Source organism: Streptomyces sp. NPDC007084, assembly GCF_040703595.1.
Taxonomy (GTDB): Bacteria; Actinomycetota; Actinomycetes; order Streptomycetales; family Streptomycetaceae; genus Streptomyces.
The window spans coordinates 1-17,122 of record NZ_JBEYFY010000023.1 but is presented as its reverse complement, the minus strand read 5'-3'; the positions used below and the strand labels follow the sequence as shown (position 1 = coordinate 17,122).

At 72.0% G+C, this 17,122-nt stretch carries 17 protein-coding genes; 6 read left to right on the top strand and 11 right to left on the bottom strand.

The window, feature by feature from the left end; translation table 11 throughout:
* Positions 1-3: 3 nt before the first annotated feature.
* Both AB0912_RS20000 and AB0912_RS19995 read left to right on the top strand, forming a co-directional pair.
* Positions 4-858 (top strand): STM4011 family radical SAM protein, encoded by an 855-nt coding sequence (locus tag AB0912_RS20000; protein ID WP_366701461.1) that lies wholly within the window; start codon positions 4-6, stop codon positions 856-858.
* 14 nt (positions 859-872) lie between these two features.
* Positions 873-1,598 carry a transporter substrate-binding domain-containing protein gene (locus AB0912_RS19995; protein ID WP_366701459.1) on the top strand — a complete coding sequence of 242 codons (726 nt, stop codon included), beginning with the start codon at positions 873-875 and terminating at the stop codon, positions 1,596-1,598.
* A 109-nt stretch (positions 1,599-1,707) separates the two neighbouring features.
* On the opposite strand, the gene AB0912_RS19990 is transcribed toward AB0912_RS19995, so the two are convergent.
* Entirely contained in the window at positions 1,708-2,427 is a 720-nt protein-coding gene (locus AB0912_RS19990) for a TetR/AcrR family transcriptional regulator (RefSeq protein WP_366701457.1), read from the bottom strand.
* A gap of 119 nt (positions 2,428-2,546) precedes the next feature.
* Between AB0912_RS19990 and AB0912_RS19985 the strand changes: the two genes are divergently transcribed.
* Positions 2,547-3,764, top strand: a complete 1,218-nt coding sequence (locus AB0912_RS19985) for a saccharopine dehydrogenase C-terminal domain-containing protein (protein WP_366701455.1) — start codon at positions 2,547-2,549, stop codon at positions 3,762-3,764.
* A gap of 107 nt (positions 3,765-3,871) precedes the next feature.
* The gene (locus tag AB0912_RS19980; RefSeq protein ID WP_366701453.1) at positions 3,872-4,618 is read left to right on the top strand and encodes a DUF1838 family protein; all 747 of its coding nucleotides are present in this window, start codon (positions 3,872-3,874) and stop codon (positions 4,616-4,618) included.
* A gap of 101 nt (positions 4,619-4,719) precedes the next feature.
* Here the strand turns inward: AB0912_RS19980 and AB0912_RS19975 are convergent, their stop codons facing one another.
* From AB0912_RS19975 to AB0912_RS19955, 5 genes are all read right to left on the bottom strand, one after another.
* Positions 4,720-5,691, bottom strand: coding sequence for a GNAT family N-acetyltransferase (locus AB0912_RS19975; RefSeq protein WP_366701451.1), 972 nt, complete (start codon positions 5,689-5,691; stop codon positions 4,720-4,722).
* 150 nt (positions 5,692-5,841) lie between these two features.
* Complete coding sequence (locus AB0912_RS19970; RefSeq protein WP_366701450.1) at positions 5,842-7,419, bottom strand: peptidoglycan-binding protein; 1,578 nt, start codon at positions 7,417-7,419, stop codon at positions 5,842-5,844.
* A gap of 456 nt (positions 7,420-7,875) precedes the next feature.
* Entirely contained in the window at positions 7,876-8,625 is a 750-nt protein-coding gene (locus tag AB0912_RS19965) for a D-Ala-D-Ala carboxypeptidase family metallohydrolase (RefSeq protein WP_366701448.1), read from the bottom strand.
* Between the two features lie 52 nt (positions 8,626-8,677).
* On the bottom strand, positions 8,678-9,103 hold the full coding sequence (locus AB0912_RS19960; protein WP_366701446.1) for a hypothetical protein: 426 nt from the start codon (positions 9,101-9,103) through the stop codon (positions 8,678-8,680).
* A 69-nt stretch (positions 9,104-9,172) separates the two neighbouring features.
* Positions 9,173-9,571, bottom strand: coding sequence for a hypothetical protein (locus tag AB0912_RS19955; protein WP_366701444.1), 399 nt, complete (start codon positions 9,569-9,571; stop codon positions 9,173-9,175).
* Positions 9,572-9,750: 179 nt separating this feature from the next.
* Between AB0912_RS19955 and AB0912_RS19950 the strand changes: the two genes are divergently transcribed.
* Together AB0912_RS19950 and AB0912_RS19945 are read left to right on the top strand one after the other, a co-directional pair.
* Positions 9,751-10,764: an ArsR family transcriptional regulator gene (locus AB0912_RS19950; protein ID WP_366701623.1), complete on the top strand. Its 1,014-nt coding sequence runs from the start codon at positions 9,751-9,753 to the stop codon at positions 10,762-10,764.
* 118 nt (positions 10,765-10,882) lie between these two features.
* Positions 10,883-12,223, top strand: a complete 1,341-nt coding sequence (locus AB0912_RS19945; RefSeq protein ID WP_366701442.1) for a DUF1254 domain-containing protein — start codon at positions 10,883-10,885, stop codon at positions 12,221-12,223.
* On the opposite strand, the gene AB0912_RS19940 is transcribed toward AB0912_RS19945, so the two are convergent.
* From AB0912_RS19940 to AB0912_RS19920, 5 genes are all read right to left on the bottom strand, one after another.
* The gene (locus AB0912_RS19940; RefSeq protein ID WP_366701440.1) at positions 12,220-12,855 is read right to left on the bottom strand and encodes a GNAT family protein; all 636 of its coding nucleotides are present in this window, start codon (positions 12,853-12,855) and stop codon (positions 12,220-12,222) included. The two genes, AB0912_RS19945 and AB0912_RS19940, sit on opposite strands and share 4 nt — an antisense overlap.
* Entirely contained in the window at positions 12,852-13,943 is a 1,092-nt protein-coding gene (locus AB0912_RS19935) for a ThiF family adenylyltransferase (protein ID WP_366701438.1), read from the bottom strand. The genes AB0912_RS19940 and AB0912_RS19935 overlap by 4 nt, the downstream gene beginning before the upstream one ends.
* 206 nt (positions 13,944-14,149) lie before the next feature.
* Positions 14,150-14,482 (bottom strand): N-acetyltransferase, encoded by a 333-nt coding sequence (locus AB0912_RS19930; RefSeq protein ID WP_366701436.1) that lies wholly within the window; start codon positions 14,480-14,482, stop codon positions 14,150-14,152.
* Between the two features lie 262 nt (positions 14,483-14,744).
* Positions 14,745-15,305, bottom strand: a complete 561-nt coding sequence (locus AB0912_RS19925; protein ID WP_366701434.1) for a TetR family transcriptional regulator — start codon at positions 15,303-15,305, stop codon at positions 14,745-14,747.
* A complete protein-coding gene (locus tag AB0912_RS19920) occupies positions 15,302-16,837 on the bottom strand; it encodes an MFS transporter (RefSeq protein ID WP_366701432.1) in 1,536 nt (511 codons plus the stop codon). Before AB0912_RS19920 ends, AB0912_RS19925 begins: the two co-directional genes overlap by 4 nt.
* Between the last annotated feature and the right edge of the window lie 285 nt (positions 16,838-17,122).

Here is a 17,122-nt window from a genome sequence, read left to right as displayed (position 1 = left end):
CGCGTGGACCTGACCATCCTCTACCGCGGCCCGCTCGCCTCCTGCGACTACGACTGCCCCTACTGCCCGTTCGCCAAGCGGCGCGACACGACCGCCCAACTCCGCTCCGACCGGGCAGCGTTGGAGCGCTTCACCGGCTGGGCCGCCGAGCAGCGCGAGGACCGGCTCTCCGTGCTCTTCACCCCGTGGGGCGAGGGCCTGGTCCGCTCCTGGTACCGGCGCGCCCTGGTGGAGCTGTCCCACCAGCCGCACATCGAACGCGTCGCCATCCAGACGAACCTGAGCTGCCGCACCGACTGGCTCAAGGAGGCGGACCGGGACACGGTGGCGCTGTGGTGCACGTATCACCCGGGCCAGACGCCCCACGATCGTTTCCTGGCCAAGACACACCAACTCGCCTCCCTGGGCGTCCGGTTCAGCGTCGGTGTCGTCGGCCTGCCCGAGCATCGGGAGCCGGCGCTCAGGCTGCGCGAACAGCTCCCGGAGCACGTGTATCTGTGGGTCAACGCCGCGGAGGGGCACACCTATACGGACGAGCAGGCGGCCGAGTGGACCGCGCTCGACCCTCTCTTCCCCTTCAGCCGCCACCCGCACCGCTCGGCCGGCCTGCCCTGCCGCACCGGCGAGTCCGTGGTCTCGGTGGACGGCGACGGAGTGGTCCGCCGCTGCCACTTCGTCCGCGGCGAACTGGGCAACCTCTACGACGGTTCGTACCGGGCCGCCCTCGCCCCCCGCCCGTGCCCGCTCACCACCTGCGACTGCCACATCGGCTATGTGCATCTGGAGACGCTGCCGCTGTACGACGTCTTCGCGGGCGGCGTCCTGGAGCGCATCCCCCAGGGGGCCGGGAGAGGGTGACCTACACTCCGCCCATGGAGATCGCGACCGCTTCCGTCAGGGACGACCTGGCGCCGACCGGTGTGCTGCGGGCCTCGATCAACCTGGGGAACCCCGTTCTCGCCCAGGGCACACCCGCCGAGCCGGGCGGGGTCACGGTGGACATCGCACGGGAGGTCGGCCAACGCCTCGGGCTGCCCGTGGAGTTGACGTGCTTCGACGCGGCGCGCAAGTCGTTCGAGGCGATGGCGACCGGCCGCGCGGACATCTGCTTCCTCGCCGTCGAGCCCGCCCGGGCGGCCGAGGTGGCCTTCACCGCCCCCTACGTGCTCATCGAGGGCGTGTACGCGGTGCCCGTCGACTCGGGGTTCCGCTCCGCCGCCGACGTGGACCGGCCCGGTGTCCGTGTCGGCGTGAAGGAGGGGTCCGCGTACGACCTGTTCCTGAGCCGGACCCTCCGGCACGCGACCCTGGTGCGCGGCGACGAGGGCGTGGACGTGTTCCGTACCCGAGGCCTGGAGGTCGCTGCCGGGATCCGGCAGCCGCTGACCGAGTTCGTGGCCGGGCACGCGGGCGAAGTCCGGCTGATCGAGGACCGGTTCATGGAGATCCGGCAGGCGGTCGGCACGACCCGGAGCCGCGCCGCCGCGACCGTACGGTTTCTGCACGACCTGGTGGAGGAGCTGAAGGCGAACGGCTTCGTGGCCGACGCGCTGCGCCGCTCCCACCAGTCCGAGTCGCTGGTCGCGCCACCCGCCTAGCGCCGACGCCCCCGGTCCGTACCGGGGGCCGTCGATCCCGTACGCGCAGGGAAGAGACCGGGACTGGCGCCGGGAGAACACCCGGGGCCCCGGACGCGTCGGGACGGAGTCAGGCCTGCCCCCGGGAGGACAACCCCTCCAGTTGCCCGGCCGCGCTGTCCAGGAGCATGTCCAGGGCCGTCGGGTAGGCGCTGGTGACCATGCGGGTGGCCAGGAGCGGGGCCGCCTCGGCGATACGGGGATGTGTCGTGGCGGGCAGCCGGGCGTAGGTGGAGCGCCACATGGCCTCGTCGGCGCGGAGCGCGGCGCTGGGCAGGGCGAGGGAGGCGGCGTCGAGCGCGGCGAAGGCGAGCGTCTGGTCGATGAAGGCGTGGTAGATCCGCACCGTGTCGGGCAGCGGGAAACCGGCCGTGCGGAGCACCTCCAGGACCGCCTCGTCGGCGGCCAGCTCGTTCGCCCGGCCGCTGACACGGCTGGTGGTGAGCTGGGCGGCCTGGGGGTGGGCGACGTACGCGGCGTGGATGCGCAGCCCCATGGCGCGCAGATCGGCCCGCCACTCCCCCGTCGGCTCCCAGCCGCGCAGGGCCTGGCCTATGAGCGCGTCGGCGATGGCGAGGGTCAGATCGTCCATGCCGCGGAAGTAGCGGTAGAGGGTGCTCGGGTCGCAGTCGAGTGCGAGGCCGAGGCGGCGCGCGGTGAGACCGGCGCTGCCGTGCTCGCGCAGCATGCGCAGCGCGGTCTCCACGATCAGGTGTTCGGAGAGCACGGTGCCGCTCCGGGTGGGGCGGCGGCGTCGCCGCTTCTCCTCGGGCACCACGGGTTTCGCCACGCTCACCTCCACGGTAGACCTCTTATGCCAACGCCATTGACCTTACGTGACGCCGGGGCGTTTTATCTGCGGCGAGGGGCGCGCCTCGTTCTCCGTAGGACCGACAGGGAGTTCTTGCCATGCGTGTACTGCTCGTAGGAGCCGGTGGTGTGGGTACCGCGATCACCCGGATCGCGGCCCGTCGCACCTTCTTCGAGGCGATGGTGGTGGCCGACTACGACCCGGCGAGGGCCGAGGCCGCCGTCTCGGCGGTGGGCGACGATCCGCGGTTCGTCGCGGCGCGTGTCGACGCGAGCGACACCGCGGCGGTGGCGGAGCTGCTGGACCGGCACCGCTGCGATGTGCTGCTGAACGCCACCGACCCGCGTTTCGTGATGCCGCTGTTCCAGGCGGCGCGGGCGAGCGGCGCGAACTATCTCGACATGGCGATGTCGCTGTCCCGGCCGCACCCGGAGCGTCCGTACGAGGAGTGCGGGGTCAAGCTCGGGGACGCCCAGTTCGCGGAGGCGGCTGATTGGGAGAAGGCGGGGGCGCTCGCGCTCGTCGGCATGGGTGTGGAGCCCGGGCTCTCGGACGTGTTCGCCCGGTACGCGGCGGACGAGCTGTTCGACGAGATCGAGGAGGTCGGCGTCCGCGACGGCGCGAACCTCACCGTGGACGGCTACGACTTCGCGCCGTCGTTCAGCATCTGGACGACGATCGAGGAGTGCCTGAACCCGCCGGTCGTGTACGAGGCGGAGCGCGGCTGGTTCACCACCGAGCCGTTCAGCGAGCCCGAGGTGTTCGACTTCCCCGAGGGGATCGGCGAGGTCGAGTGCGTGAACGTGGAGCACGAGGAGGTGCTGCTGGTGCCGCGCTGGGTCGACGCCCGTCGCGTCACCTTCAAGTACGGGCTGGGGAACGAGTTCATCGAGACGCTGAAGACGCTCCACCTGCTCGGACTCGACCGCACGGAGCCGGTGACGGTGGCCGGGGCCGACGGCCCGGTCGCCGTGTCGCCCCGGGATGTCGTCGCGGCCTGTCTGCCCGACCCGGCGACGCTGGGCGAGCGGATGCACGGCAAGACCTGCGCGGGCACGCTGGTGCGCGGCAGCAAGGACGGCGCGCCGCGCGAGGTGTACCTGTACCACGTGGTCGACAACCAGTGGTCGATGGCGGAGTACGGGTCTCAGGCGGTGGTCTGGCAGACGGCGATCAATCCGGTCGTGGCCCTCGAACTCGTCGCGTCCGGCGCCTGGTCCGGTGCCGGCGTCCTTGGACCCGAGGCGTTCCCGGCCCGCCCCTTCCTGGACCTGCTGACGGAGTACGGCTCTCCCTGGGGCATGCGCGAGCAGTGACCCGTAAGGGCGGCGACGGCCCCGTGAGCGGTGTGTTCAGGCCGCTCACGGGGCCGATTGCGGTGAACGGTCTTCGCGCGGGGCGGCGGTCGCGCAGAGTACTCCGTATGACGACACCCGCTGAGCTGCTCCGTTCCCTCGCCCGCACCCGGGCGTCGCTCGACGGGGAGGAGGTCACGTACTGGTGGACGGGAGACGTGTACGCCTGGTCGCCCGACGCGCCGTACGAGCGCGTCTTCGGCTTCGAGGGCGTCAATGTCGCCCGCCTGGTGCGCGACGCCGAGGACGGGCCGGACACCTACCGGCTGCTCACCCGTGAGGCCGCCTTTTACCTGGACCCCGACACCCGGGAGATTCTGGAGACTTGGCAGGGTCTGCCGGTCATGCACGTCTGGAACGACCCGGCGAACCAGAAGTGGCGGCCCTTCGCGGTCCCGGTGACCGAACTCGGCGGCCAGGTGTGCTTCAGCCTGGAGATCCCCCTCGCCTATCCCTCACCGCTGCCCGTCGCGGAGTACCCCCTCAACTCGGCCGGGGACACGTACAAGGCGCTGGAACTCTTCCAGTTCTTCGCGGCCGGCGCCGACCTCGCCGGTCCGGCGCCCGGTGTCCCCGCGACGATGTCGTGGACCCGGATGTCCCCGTGGCTGCCGTGGATGGAACGCGGGCAGCGGCCGGGCGGCCTGACGTATCACTGCCGGGGCCGCAAGCTCGGCTCGTACTCCGAAGTACCCGAACGCACCCGCGCCCGCATCGCGGCCCACCACCCGGAGTACGCCCACGCTCCGGAGCAGTGGAGCGAGCCGAACGAGACGAGCTGGACGTACTTCCGCAAGCTGAACCCTCCGGAGTAGGGCGCGCCGGCCGCAGGGGGCTGGTCCGCTCCCCCTCCCCGCTCGGCTCCACTCACGCCTCTCCCCTCTCCGCTCACCCCTCTCCGCTCGCCCCTCTCCGCTCACCGCTCGGCGATGGCCTGCGTCGCCGGGGCAGGGCCCTGCTCGGTCCCCGCGGATTCGGGGGCGGGAAGCTCGATGGAGCGGGTCTCCTGCAAAATCCGGTAGCCGGCGCTGGTGTACAGGTTCATGGCCACCTCGTTGCCGCCCCACACGGTGAACATCAGGACCGAGTCGCCGGCGGCGAGCGTCGCCTGTTCGCCGACCGCCATCGCGGCCCGGCCGTAGCCCTTGCCCCGGTACCGCTCCTCGACGTTGAGCGAGTAGCCGTAGGTGACTTCGGGGAGGAACCCGTGCTTCAGCCAGCCGGTCCCTATCGTCTCCCCCTCCGCTTCGAGCACCAGGAACGTGTTGTCCGGCGTCGCCAGGCCCTCCGGAACGAGTTTCGCGAAGTCGGCGTCGGACTTGGCCCTCGCCTCCTCGGGGCTCAGAACTCCCGTCCGGATCATGCCTTCCGCGTAGGAGGCCTTTTCGGAGGCCAGCCACTCGGGGTACTCGGTGTCTGTCATCGACCGAGCGGTGACGCCGGCGCGCGACTCCCCGGCAGGACCGACCCGCCGTGTCCTGAGCTGGCCGCGAACACGGTAGTGACCGAACAACTCACCTGCGGGATCGGCGAGTCGTACGTCGACGTCGATCCTGCGGGCACCGCGCTCCGCGCACCAGGCCTCGGCCCAGTCGCGTGCGGCCCGCTCATGCTCATGGCCCGCGTGGTGCGCTTCGACGTGCAGGTCGACGATCCGGCCGCCGGGGATGCCGCGCTCCTCCACGACCGTCACGGCCACGTGTCCCACGCGGGTACCGAGGTCGGTGATCTCGGCGACGGTCCAGCCGCTCCTACCGGCACGCAGGTCTTCGAGTCTGCGCTCCACCGCCGCCGCGCCGAGCCCGCCCGCGGCGTAGGAGGCCCGGCGCCGCCGCTCGAAGTCCCGCTGCCACTCCGTGACGTCGTCAAGAACGGTGAACTCTGTCATCGGGTCACTTTAACCAGGTCGCCGAGGCAGTTGCCGGGAGCGCGTCATGTACTGAACCCCAACTTCCTTCCCCTCCAGGACAGTTCGCCGGGTCGGCCCAGGGCCGCGGCGGATGACCTCACCGCCGCGGCCCTCTGTCTCAGCCCGCCCTCATCGTCCTGCCTGAAGCGCCCCCCACGTCGCCGGGCCGACCTGGCCGTCCACGCTCAGGGAGCGGCTGCTCTGGTAGTCGCGGACCGCCTGTTCGGTTCCGGGCCCGAAGTCGCCGTCCGCCGAGACGGTCCGGCCCAGTGCGGCGGTGAGGGACCTTTGGAGGCGTTCGACGGCGGAGCCGGTGCTGCCCTGGCGCAGGGCCGGCACGGTGCCCGCGGAGAGCAGCGCGGTCCAGGTGTGGGCGCCGACCACCCCGTCCGCGCCGAGCCCGCGCGCCTTCTGGAAGGCCGTCACCGCCGCGGTCGTCTTCGAGCCGAAACTGCCGTCCACGGTGCCCGCGTCGAAGCCCTGCGCGTTGAGGAGCGACTGCGCCGCCGACACCTGGGGGCCGGACGAACCCGCCCGCAGGGTGTCGTAGGAGGGGAACGTCACCTGGACGCCGCCACCACCGCCTCCGCCCGTGCTGCCGCCCACCAACTGCATGTAGTACGTCCAGTTCCAGTACGGCCCCGGGTCGGTGTGGTCGTTGCCGGGCACCTCGGCGTGTCCGACGATGTGCGCGCGGTCCTTGGGGATGCCGTAGCGGTTGCAGAGGTAGGCCGTCAGCGCGGCCGAGGAGCGGTACATCGCGTCGGTGAACCAGGTCGGGTCGTCGATGTAACCCTCGTGCTCGATACCGATGCCGGTCGCGTTGCCCGAACGGGCGTGCCAGGCCGTGTCCTTGTCCCGGACCGTCTGGGTGATCTGGCCGTCGGAGGAACGCACCACGTAGTGGGCGCTGACCTGGGCCGAGGGGTTCTGGAACCAGCTGATCGTCCCGGCGTAGGAGCCCTGGGTGACATGGATGACGATCTTGCTGATGGCAGCCGTGCGGCCGACGGCGTAGTTGGCGGTGCTGGCCGGCACCCAGAGCGCCGAGGGGTAGTCCGGGCTCTGCGCGGCCGGGGCGACGGCGGTCTCGTACGTGCCGCGTTCGGGGGCCACGCGCCGGGCGGGCACGGTCAGTTGCTCGCCGTCCGGGGTGCGGGCGGCCACGCCGTCGGCCAGGAAGGAGTAGACGGTGTCGGCGTAGAGCCGTGCGGAGGAGGGGTCGGTCGCGCCGCCGTACCGGGCGACGGCCGGGTACCAGGCGTCGGGGTCGTGCCGTTCGGCCCGTCCGAGACCGGCGTCGTCGGCGTACGCGCGCAGCACGGCCGCTCCGCCGCGGATGTTCGCCGCGGTGTTCCGGCGCAGCGCGCGGGGTGTCTCGCCGGTGAGCCGGGAGGCCAGTTCCAGGGTGTGCTGGTCGGGGTTGCTCACCAGGTGCATGACGCCGTAGCCGCCCGCCTGGCTGGGCAGGCCGTCGTGGTCGTCGAGGTGGGTCTCGCCGTAGCCGAGGGCGATGAGGACGTCGCGCGGTACGTCGAACTCGGCCGCCGCCCGGGTGAAGTCGCGGCTCACCGGTCCCGGCGCGCCGGCACCCTCCGGACGGGGCCCGGCCATCGCGGGCTGCACGGCGGCGGCGAGCACGGTCAGGGTGCCCAGGACGGACACGGCTGCGCGCAGGTGGAGAGGGCGGGACGGTCTGCGGTTCATGCGGGTGCCTCCGGTGGGGGCTGTGGCTTCGGGCACGCGCGATCGCAGAGCCCGGGGCGTCAGAAGGGGCGGGAGGGGGGCGTGAGGTGCCGTTCGTGGGGCGCCGACACGAGGGGCCCGACATGGGGTCGGCGGCGGGGGTATGGGAGGGGCGGCCTGGGGGCGCGCAGTTGGCGACGGAGGGCATACGAGGGGGGCAGACTCCGACACACCTACGTCCGCCGGCGACAGCGGCGACGCAATTGACGCCGGCGCGATCGACCCGGAGCCCCCTGACACGCCCGGGCGCCCCGCCCGGCACCACTCCCCTCCCGACACCGGACCGGCCCGGTCGTCAGGACCGGACCGGTACGGCAGGTCCGAACCGACCCGAACCGGCGAGGCAGGACTGGACCGGACCGGACCGGACCGGACCGCCAAGGTCACCCAAGTCGTACGACCCCGAGCCGCCAAGCCTCAGATGGTGCCGTTCTCCCACCACCACGCCCGGCCGAGGTCCGCGCGGCTGTCGACGTGCTGGTGGTCGACGGTGTACGTCTCCAAGCCGGAGAACCCGCAGGTCTCCGCCTTCTGGTAGACGGTGCGGTTGGCGACGCCGGGGACGTCGAGGTCGGCGGCGGTGCCGTAGAGGTGCATGCTGTCGCTGGCGCCGCCGATCTCCGCGTTGTGCGCGATGCTGCGGAAGCCGGAGTTGACGGTGATCGGCACGTTGCCGAGCTTCTTGCGCAACGCCTCCAGCTTGTACATGGCCCGGCGGGCGTTCTCCTTGACCGTGGCCGCGCTCACCTTGCCGCCGTTGAAGTTGCCGCTCGAACGGTCGTAGAACTCACTCCAGTTGAAGTGCAGCGTCGAACCGTCCGACTGCTCAAGGGCGTTGAGCTGTGCCTGCGTGGCGGGCCCGGCGCTGCCGTCGACCGACAGGCCGTAGGCGGCCTGGAACCGGCGGACGGCCGCGGCCGTGCCCGGGCCGAAGTCACCGTCGATGCTGACCCGGGAGTGGCTGGGTGAGTCCGCGGCCCAGCCGGCGATCCGGATCTGCAGCTCCGTCACGTCCGCGCCGTTGGCACCCTGGTTCATGGTGCGGGTCCAGTTGTAGGCGTGAGCGGTGCCCGACAGCAGGAGGGGACCGGCGAAGGCGCCGATGGTCGCGGCGAAGGTTCCGCGCAGGACGGCGCGACGGTTCGGGGTGCGCTGGGGGGTGGTCATCGTGATTCCTTCGGGGACGTGGGCGGACTGGACGATCGGTGAACGGGGTTGATCAGTAGGCGAGTTGGAACGGAACCACCTGCGCGTCGGTGTCGTAGGCGTGGACGCGCAGCTTGAAGCGGGTGCCGTCCTTGACGTCGGTGGCGACCGTGGCCCACTGGGGCCCGAAGGTCGAGTAGGTGTTGCCGTGGTTGCACAGCGTGGTGTGGTCGACGAAGACGACGCAGGCGTCCAAATACACGCCGGAGGCGGTGGTGTTGAGCTTGATGTTGATGTCGGAGCAGCGCGAACTGGTCGTGTAGGTGCCGAACTCCACGGCGGCGGCCGAATAACGGTAGGTGTGGGACGTGGCGCCGCCGTAACAGGAGGTGGCCGCGGCGGACACGGCGGGCCGCGCTACGGCGGGCGTCGCGGCGGCGCCGGCCAGGAGTGCGGTGGCGGCCGCGAGGACGGCGGTGGTTCGCCGGGTGCGAGTCATCTGAACTCTCCGTTCACTGAGGTGACTTGGGGAGATGCCCCGGGCCCTGTCGGGCCGGTCCGGCGGCTCTCAGTAGGCGATCTGTACGCGCGCGGTGTTGCCTTCCAGGTCCACGCCGAGGGGAACGGTGAACCGGCTGCCGTCGAGGACGTCGGTGGCGATGGTCTTCCAGCTGCGGCCCACGTTGGTCCAGTAGTTGCAGGTGCCGTAGCGGACGAACTTCACGCAGGCGTTCACCGAGCCGGCGTCGCCGCCGACGATGCGGATGTTGATGTCCTTGCAGCGGGAGGAGGCCGTGTAGGGGCCGAATTCGAGGGCGTCGTCGGTGGAGACGGTGATCGCGCCGCCGTAGCAACTGGTGGCCGCCGCCCGGGCGGGAGCGGCCGAGGCCGGAGCGGTGGCGGGACCGAGGACGCCGAGCAGGGCGAGCAGGGCCGCGGCGGCCGGGCGGACGAAGGCGTGCGCCATCGGATTCCTTCTCCGTTCGGGGGCAGACGAGGAAAGCGGAAGAGCGGAAGGGACGGGGGAAACCGCGAGTTGTTCCGTGGGACCGGTGCGACGAAGCGAGTTCATGCTCCGGCCTCCGCCCCGAACTGTCATGCTCATTCGAACGTGCTGAAATGTCGCAGGCGGAAAGGGTGATGGCGATGCTGAACTTCCACTTCGCTGCCGAGGATCTGGCCCGGACCCGGGTCGCCGCCGCTCCGCACCCTTTGTGGGAGATCGCCGCGAGCCTGCACCGCTTCCAGACCCCGGCGGGCCGCTGGGCGTACGCGCACTGGTACCGCCTGGCGCGGGAACGCCTGCGGGAGGCGGGACTTGAGGACGTGGTGCGGCGGGTTCTGCTGCCGTTGTTCCCCCGTGCGTCCTACTTCCCCGACTTCCTGACGCCGTGGGAGGGCACCGCCGGTCTGGAAGCGGGGCTGGAGGCGATCCTCGGCACCCCGGCGGACCAGGTCGCGACGGAACTCGCGGCGCTCGCCCGGGTGACCCGGATGCCGGCCTGGCTCGGCCGGCTGACCGAGCCGGAGAGCCGGCGCGAGCTGGCGGAGATCCTGCGCGCCTACCACCGGACCGTCATCGCGCCGCACGAGGAATGGATGTACGAGAGCCTGCACACCGAGCGGATCCGGCTGGCCCGTCATCTGCTCGACGGGGGCACCGAGGGCCTGCTCGAAGGGCTCGGGCCGGCGGTGCGGTGGAAGCACCCGCGGCTGGAGATCAGCACGTATCCGACGGAGCACGACATCCGGCTGGAGGGCCGCGGGCTGCTGCTCATCCCGTCGTACTTCTGCTGGAAGGGACCGATCTCGCTGGCGGATCCCGGGTTACCCCCGGTCCTCATGTACTCCACGCATCACGAGGCACTGGCCGGACCGGCGAGGGCGGCGGCCGAGGGCCCGGGCTCGCCGCCTTTACAGGTGCTGCTCGGCCGCTCCCGGGCCGCCGTGCTCCAGGCGGCGGCAGCCGGGGCGACCACGACCGAGGCCGCTCACCGGGCCGGGGTCACACCGGCCACCGCGACCCATCACACGACGGCGCTGCGCGATGCCGGGCTCATCACCAGCCACCGGCACGGCAACACGGTGATCCACACGCTGACCTTGATGGGGGCGACCATGCTGAGCAAGAACCAGCCGGGGCCGCCCCAGGAATCCTGACGGGCACGCCGTCGCCCGTGCGGGTGCCTTGCGGGTGGCTTTCCGATCTCCGTGTGGCGGCTGCCCCCTGGCCGGGGAACGATGGCGGTCGGGACTGGTCACGAGAGGGCGGTACGGAGTGTCGGATCTTGCGGAGCTGGCGGCGGAGGCGTACGTCTACGGCTTTCCGATGGTGTTCAACCTGGACGAGGTGGACCGCTTCACCCGTCAGGGCATGGGATCGCTGGGGCCTGCCCCGTTCAACCGGTTCAGCCACAGCGGCGCCCTGGCCGGGCCGAAGGACACCTTCGTCAGCATCAACAACGACACCGTCTACTCGCTGGCGCAGGTCGATCTGAGCGCGGGCCCGCTGCTGCTGCGGGTGCCCGAGACCGGCCGCCGCTACTACGTGTTCCAGTTCGTCGACGCGTGGACCGACAACTTCGCCTACGTGGGCCGCCGCGCCACCGGCACCGGCGCGGGCGCTTTCCTGCTGGTCCCGCCCGGCTGGGAGGGCGAGGTGCCGCCGGGCATGACCCGGATCACGGCGCCGACGACGGTGGCCACGATCGTGGGCCGCTGGGCCTGTGACGGCGTCGGTGACCTGCCCGAGGTCCGCGCTCTGCAGGGGGCGACGACGCTGGAGCCGGTCGGCGACACCGCGCCCGTCGGCGGGCTGCCGGTGCCGGAAAGCGCCGTCGCCGGGGAGGAGTTGCGGTTTTTCGAGAAGCTGCGCACCTGGATGCGCGCCTTCCCGCCGGCGCCCGCCGATCAGGAGTACCAGAGCAGGTTCGCCCCGCTCGGGCTGCTGGACGACCGCAGTCCGTACGTCGAGCCCTCGGCCGAACTGGCGGAGGCCCTGCGCAGCGGCTACGAGCGCGGCGCCAAGCGCGTGGAGTACGCCACCACGCACGGCACCAGCCCCGAGCAGAACGGCTGGAAACTGACCTACGACGCCTTCAACTACAACCTCGACTTCTTCGAGGTCGGCACCGTCAGGTCCCCGCAGTGGGTCTTCGAGGACCGCGCCACCGCGCGAACCGTCCGCGCCGCCTCCGCCCGCGCCGGGCTGTGGGGGAACCACGGCTACGAGGCGGCCTACGCGATGGCCTGGAACGACGGGGACGGCGACCCGCTCGACGGGACCCGCGCCTACACGCTGCGCTTCGAGACGCCCCCGCCGGTGGACGCCTTCTGGTCGGTCACCATGTACGACATGCCGCGCTACTACCTGGTCGACAACCCCATCGACCGGTACTCGATCGGTGACCGGACCGCGGACCTGCACTACGACCGCGACGACTCGCTCACCCTCTACCTCCAGCCCGAGCGGCCCGCCGACCGGACGGCGGCGGCCAACTGGCTGCCCACGCCGCCCGGTCCGTTCCGCCCCATCCTGCGGATGTACCAGCCGCACCCCGCCGTCTTCGACGGCCGGTACACGCTCCCGCCGATCACCCGGCGGGAGCGCCCCGCCTAGACCCTCACGCGCTCACCCGGTCCGGCCGGTACGCGGGGCGGCTGTGCGTCGCCGTCGAGGATGCGCCGTTCGGCGGCGCTCGCCTGCGGGATCCACTCGGGCGCGACGGCCGCGTAGGTGGCCACGTCGTGCCAGGCGCCCTGGGTGTGGAACAACTGGCGCAGCGTCGCCTCGGGGCGCAGGCCCGCCGCGAGCATCACCTCGGCCATCCGCGCGTGGTCCGCCCGGTGTCCCGCCCAGACGCGGTGCAGGCCGAGCCGTCCGAAGCCGTACGCCATGAGGAGCCGGCCCGCCTCGTGACCGTGGCCGCTGACCGGCGCGCCCGGGAGCAGGACCAGGCTGGTCAGCATGGCGTTGCGGCCGTACTCCTCGATGAGCAGGCCCATGGTGCCGACCATGGCGTCGTCGCCCGGCGCGCACACTGCCAGGGTGTGCTTGCGGCGCGGCTGCACATAGGGCTGGGCGAGGCACTGGGCGAAGGCGTCCTGGGCCTGCCGGGCGTCCATGCGGTCGACGCCGAGGAAACGTGTCAGCAGGCGGTGGGTGTGGATGCGTTCGAAGGGGGCGAGGTCGGTGGCCCGCAGCTCCCTCAGCCACAGGTGTTCACCGTGCAGTTCGGGCAGGTGGCTCATGCGGAGGCTCCCGTGCCGGCGAGGGCCGGGGCGGTGCCGACCAGTTCTTCGAGGTCGACGTAGTAGCGGCCGGAGGCGACCGGGCGGCCCAGCAGGACGCGCCGGGCGGTGTCGGTCACCAGGGCGCCGCCGAGCATCACGCCGCTGGCCAGTTGCGGCCAGCTCGAAAGGGTGCGGCCGATGCGGCCGAGCGCGTCGGTCATGGCCGGGCTCAGGCGGCTCTCGTCGCAGACCTGGAGCAGATACGCCATGGTGCCGGCCGGGTCGAGCGCCCGTACCTCGCGGGCGGTGAGGTCGCCGCCGCGGCCGTGGAAGAGGGGCCGGTCCGGTTCCTGGTCGAAGCGCTCGACGTCCAAGAGCCCCCGGTCGTTCGCGTCCATGAGGACGGGTACGCGGCGGGCGCGGGCGTGCTCGCGGGCGGCGACCTTGACCCAGGGGGTGTCGCACTCCTCGATCAGGAGGTCCAGGGGACGCCCGGGGCCGCCGAAGAAGTCCTCGATGGACTCCTCGGTGATTCCCTCGCTCCACAGTTCGATGTCGAGGTAGGGGTCGAGTTCGTACATCTGCCGGGCGCACAGCACGGTCTTGGGAAGTCCGAGGTCGTGGACGCCGGCGCGCAGCCGGTTGAGGTTGCTCAGCCCGAGGGTGTCGAAGTCCGCCAGGCGGAACGATCCTCCTACGCCTTCCATGGCACAGGTGAGCGCGGCGCTGTTCCCCACGGACAGGCCGATGACGCCGATCCGGCGCTCCAGCAGGCCGCGCTGTTCGGCGCTGGTGATCTTGTCGCGGTTGCGGTCGGTCCGCACGCGCCGGAACTCGGGCTCGGGCAGGACGTGCACCAGCCGCCCCGACCACGGGTACCAGACCCAGGTGCCGTACTCCCGCCGGTCGGCTCCTTCGCACAACGCGTCGACGGCGGCGTCCCATTGCCGGCCGGCCGGGATCGCGCCGGGGTTGAGGCAGCGCACCAGTTCGGCGAGCTGTTCCTCGATGAGGTCGTGTGTCTCGCGTACCGCGCCGGAGGCGAGCAGCGCGTCGAGACGGGCGCGGTCGTCGCCCTCGGCCAGGCGATACAGGACCGGCCGCACTGCGGAATTCGAAAAGTCTCGCGACGCGGAATCGGGCCGCGCGTCACGGGGGACGGGAACGTCGGAATTGATCACGAGAAGGGAAGTTAGCAGCGGGTGATCTTGAAGAAATGCCGAATCGGGCGGAACGCAAACTCGAATTCATGCACGAACTTTCACCTCCGCCGCCCGTCCGCCGGGGCGGCGGACACCGGCCCGCGCGCCCGTCACGCTCCGGTGGTGACGACGACCCCGGGCCGGCCGTGCGAGCAGCTGCCGACCGCCGCCGACCGGGGGATGCGCATCCGGTGCAGCAGGTCGCGGGTGAGGCGGGCGTCGAGGGTGGTGCGCCAGGTGACGTCGGGGTGCAGGGAACGCAGATGCGACAGCGCCCGGGTGCCGAGCCCGCAGTCGCGGAACGGTTCGTCCAGGACCACGTCGGTGATCATGCCTTGCGCGCACAGGTCACAGGCCCGGTAGGTGACCCGCCCGATCACCCGGCGGATGTGCACCAGCAGCAGGCACTCCGCGCCGGGGCCGTCGGGGGACGACGAGGGCATGAACTCCACGCTGCGGTAGGCCAGTAGCCTGCGGTGCCACCGGCCTCGACGGCGTGCCGGGCGCCGGTGCCTGCCCTCGGCCGGCGGCGGGGTGTCCGACCGGCGCCCGGTCTCGTCAGGGGCGCTGCTCTCGTCGTGCGTCTGATTTCCCTGCATAGACATCGCGAGTGCCCCCTCGCGCCTCGGTCATGCCCCGCTTTCGCGGACCGCCCGGCCGGCCAGGGGTACGGAGCGTCGCGGCCGGGGGTGACCGGTTCGCGGCTCACTCCTCGCGCAGGAGGGTGTTCCGGAGCAGTTCGATCAGGTCGTCGGGGTCGGCGTCGGCCAGTTCGTCGAAGGCTCCCGAGTGCCGGCCCAGCAGGATGCCGGTGACGGCCGCAGCCACCAACTCGGCGCGCAGTCCCGGCCGTTCCGCGCCGTCCCGGGTCAGGCGGTCCCGCAGCGGATCGACTATGCGGGCGTGCAGGGCCGAGCGGGCGGCGTCCTGCGCGGCGGGGTCGCTCAGCGGCTGCACGGCGACCTGGAGCAGCGGGACCGGGCCGCGCCGGTCGGCCCTCTCGAAGACCTGGCGCAGCCGCCGCTCGTCGAAGAGGTCGGCCGGGGCCGTGTCGCCCTGTTCGGCGCTCAGGGCGGCGACGTACAGCAGTGTCTTGGAGCCGAAGTAGCGGGCGATCAGCGCCGGGTCGACGCCCGCGCGTTCGCCGATGTCGCGGATGGTGGTGCGGTCGAAGCCGCGCTCGGCGAAGAGTTGGCTCGCCGCCGTGAGCAGGAGTTCGCGGCTGCGGGCCGCGTCACGGCGGCGGCCGGGGGCCTCGGCGCTCATCGCTCGCCTCCGGTGTCCGCGACGAAGCCTTCGCGCCGGGCCCCGGGGACGCCGTCCACCCCGCGTGCGGGACCCCCGGTCCGGACCCGTGCAGAGGCGGTGCGCGCGCCGGTGCCAAGCCGTGTCGAGGCGGTGCGCGCGCCAGTGCGGACCAGGGCGTACGCCACCACGGCGGTGGCCGCCCAGACCGCGCAGCCGGCCAGGCCCGCCGTGCGGTAGCCGCTCTGCGGCGGGAGTTCCCGGCCGGGGGCGGTGGCGGCCTGGAGGATGACGGCGCTCAGGGCGCTGCCGGCCGAGTATCCGATGTACTTCACCACCTGATTGAAACTCATGGCGCTCCCGGTCTCGTGGGCGGGAACCCCGCCGACCACCAGACCGGGGGTGACCGCGAAGTTGACGCCGACGCCGAGACCGGCCACGGCCATCGTCACGAACACCTCCCACAGGGCCCCGTGCGCGAACACGAAGATCAGCAGGGCGGCGAGGGAGAGCAGGCAGCTCACGGGGAGCAGGCGGACCGGCGGCTGCGTGCGGACGAGCAGCCGCACCACACGTCCGGCGACCAGGCTGCCCGCCGAGAACGGCACCAGGATCAGTCCGGTGACGACCACCGAGGCTCCGAAGCCGTAGCCGACGCTCTTGGGCGTCTGGACGTACCGGGTCACCAGCGAGATCAGCAGGTACATGCCGATGCCGCCCATCATGGTGGTCAGGTGCGCGGCGAAGACCGTCCGGTCGCGCACCAGACGCAGGTCCACCAGCGGATGCGTGACCCGGAGCTGGTGGGTCGCCCAGCCGGTCAGCAGCAGCACGGAGACGGTGCCCAGCACCAGCAGCCGGGGCGATCCCCATCCCCAGTGCTCCGCCTGGGTGAGGGCGAACAGCAGGCCGCTCATGCCGAGGGTGAGGAGGACGGCCCCGGTCACGTCCATCGGCCGCGCCGGGCGGGGCGGGGCCGCAGGGAGGACGAGGACGGCCGCGACGAAGGCCAGGGCGGTGGCGATCACCGCGAACCAGAAGCCCGCGTACATGCCGAGACTCTCGGCGAGCAGGCCCGTGACCGGGTAGCCGATCCCGACGCCGGCCGCCGTCGTGAGGGAGAGCGTCGAGAGGGCCGACCGGGCGCGCTCGGGCGGTACGGAGTCCCGCGCGGTGGCGATCGCCAGCGGGATCAGGCCCATGCCCACGCCCTGGAGCGCCCGCCCCGTGATGAGGCAGGCGAAGCCGAGCGGCAGGGCCGCCAGCAGGCTCCCGAGGAGCACCACGGCGAGGCCGGCCAGGATCACGTTCCTGCGGTGCGGCCCGTCCCCCAGGCGTCCCATGGCCGGGGTGGCGACGGCTCCGACCAGCATCGTGACGGTGAGAGACCACTGCGCGTCGGAGACCGAGACGTGGTCCACGGCCGCGATCGTGGGGATCAGCGGGGCGCCGAGGCTGCTGATGATCGCGACCAGCATGCCCAGGGACACCAGGACGGGGACGAGCGCCCGCTGCCGCCAGGGCGTCGGGACGGGGGCGGATATCGGGGGCACGGGCTGGTCTTTCCTGTCGTCCGTCGTTGTCACCGCCTTGTGTGTCACCGGGTTGGTTGTCACCGGGTGATGTCATCGAGCGATGTCTTCATGCGATGACAACGAGTGTCGCATCCGGCGCGCGGGAGGGGAAGAGCGGGGCCGGGGCTGAGCGCCGGGGCCGGAACCGGGTTCGCCCGGCGGGCAGGAACGACAACAGCGCCGGCGAGTGAACGCCGGCGCTGACGCGCTGCTGTACTTGCTTTTCCCCAGTCCTGCTCCCGCCCGGCGGGGGCGCCGCGCGGT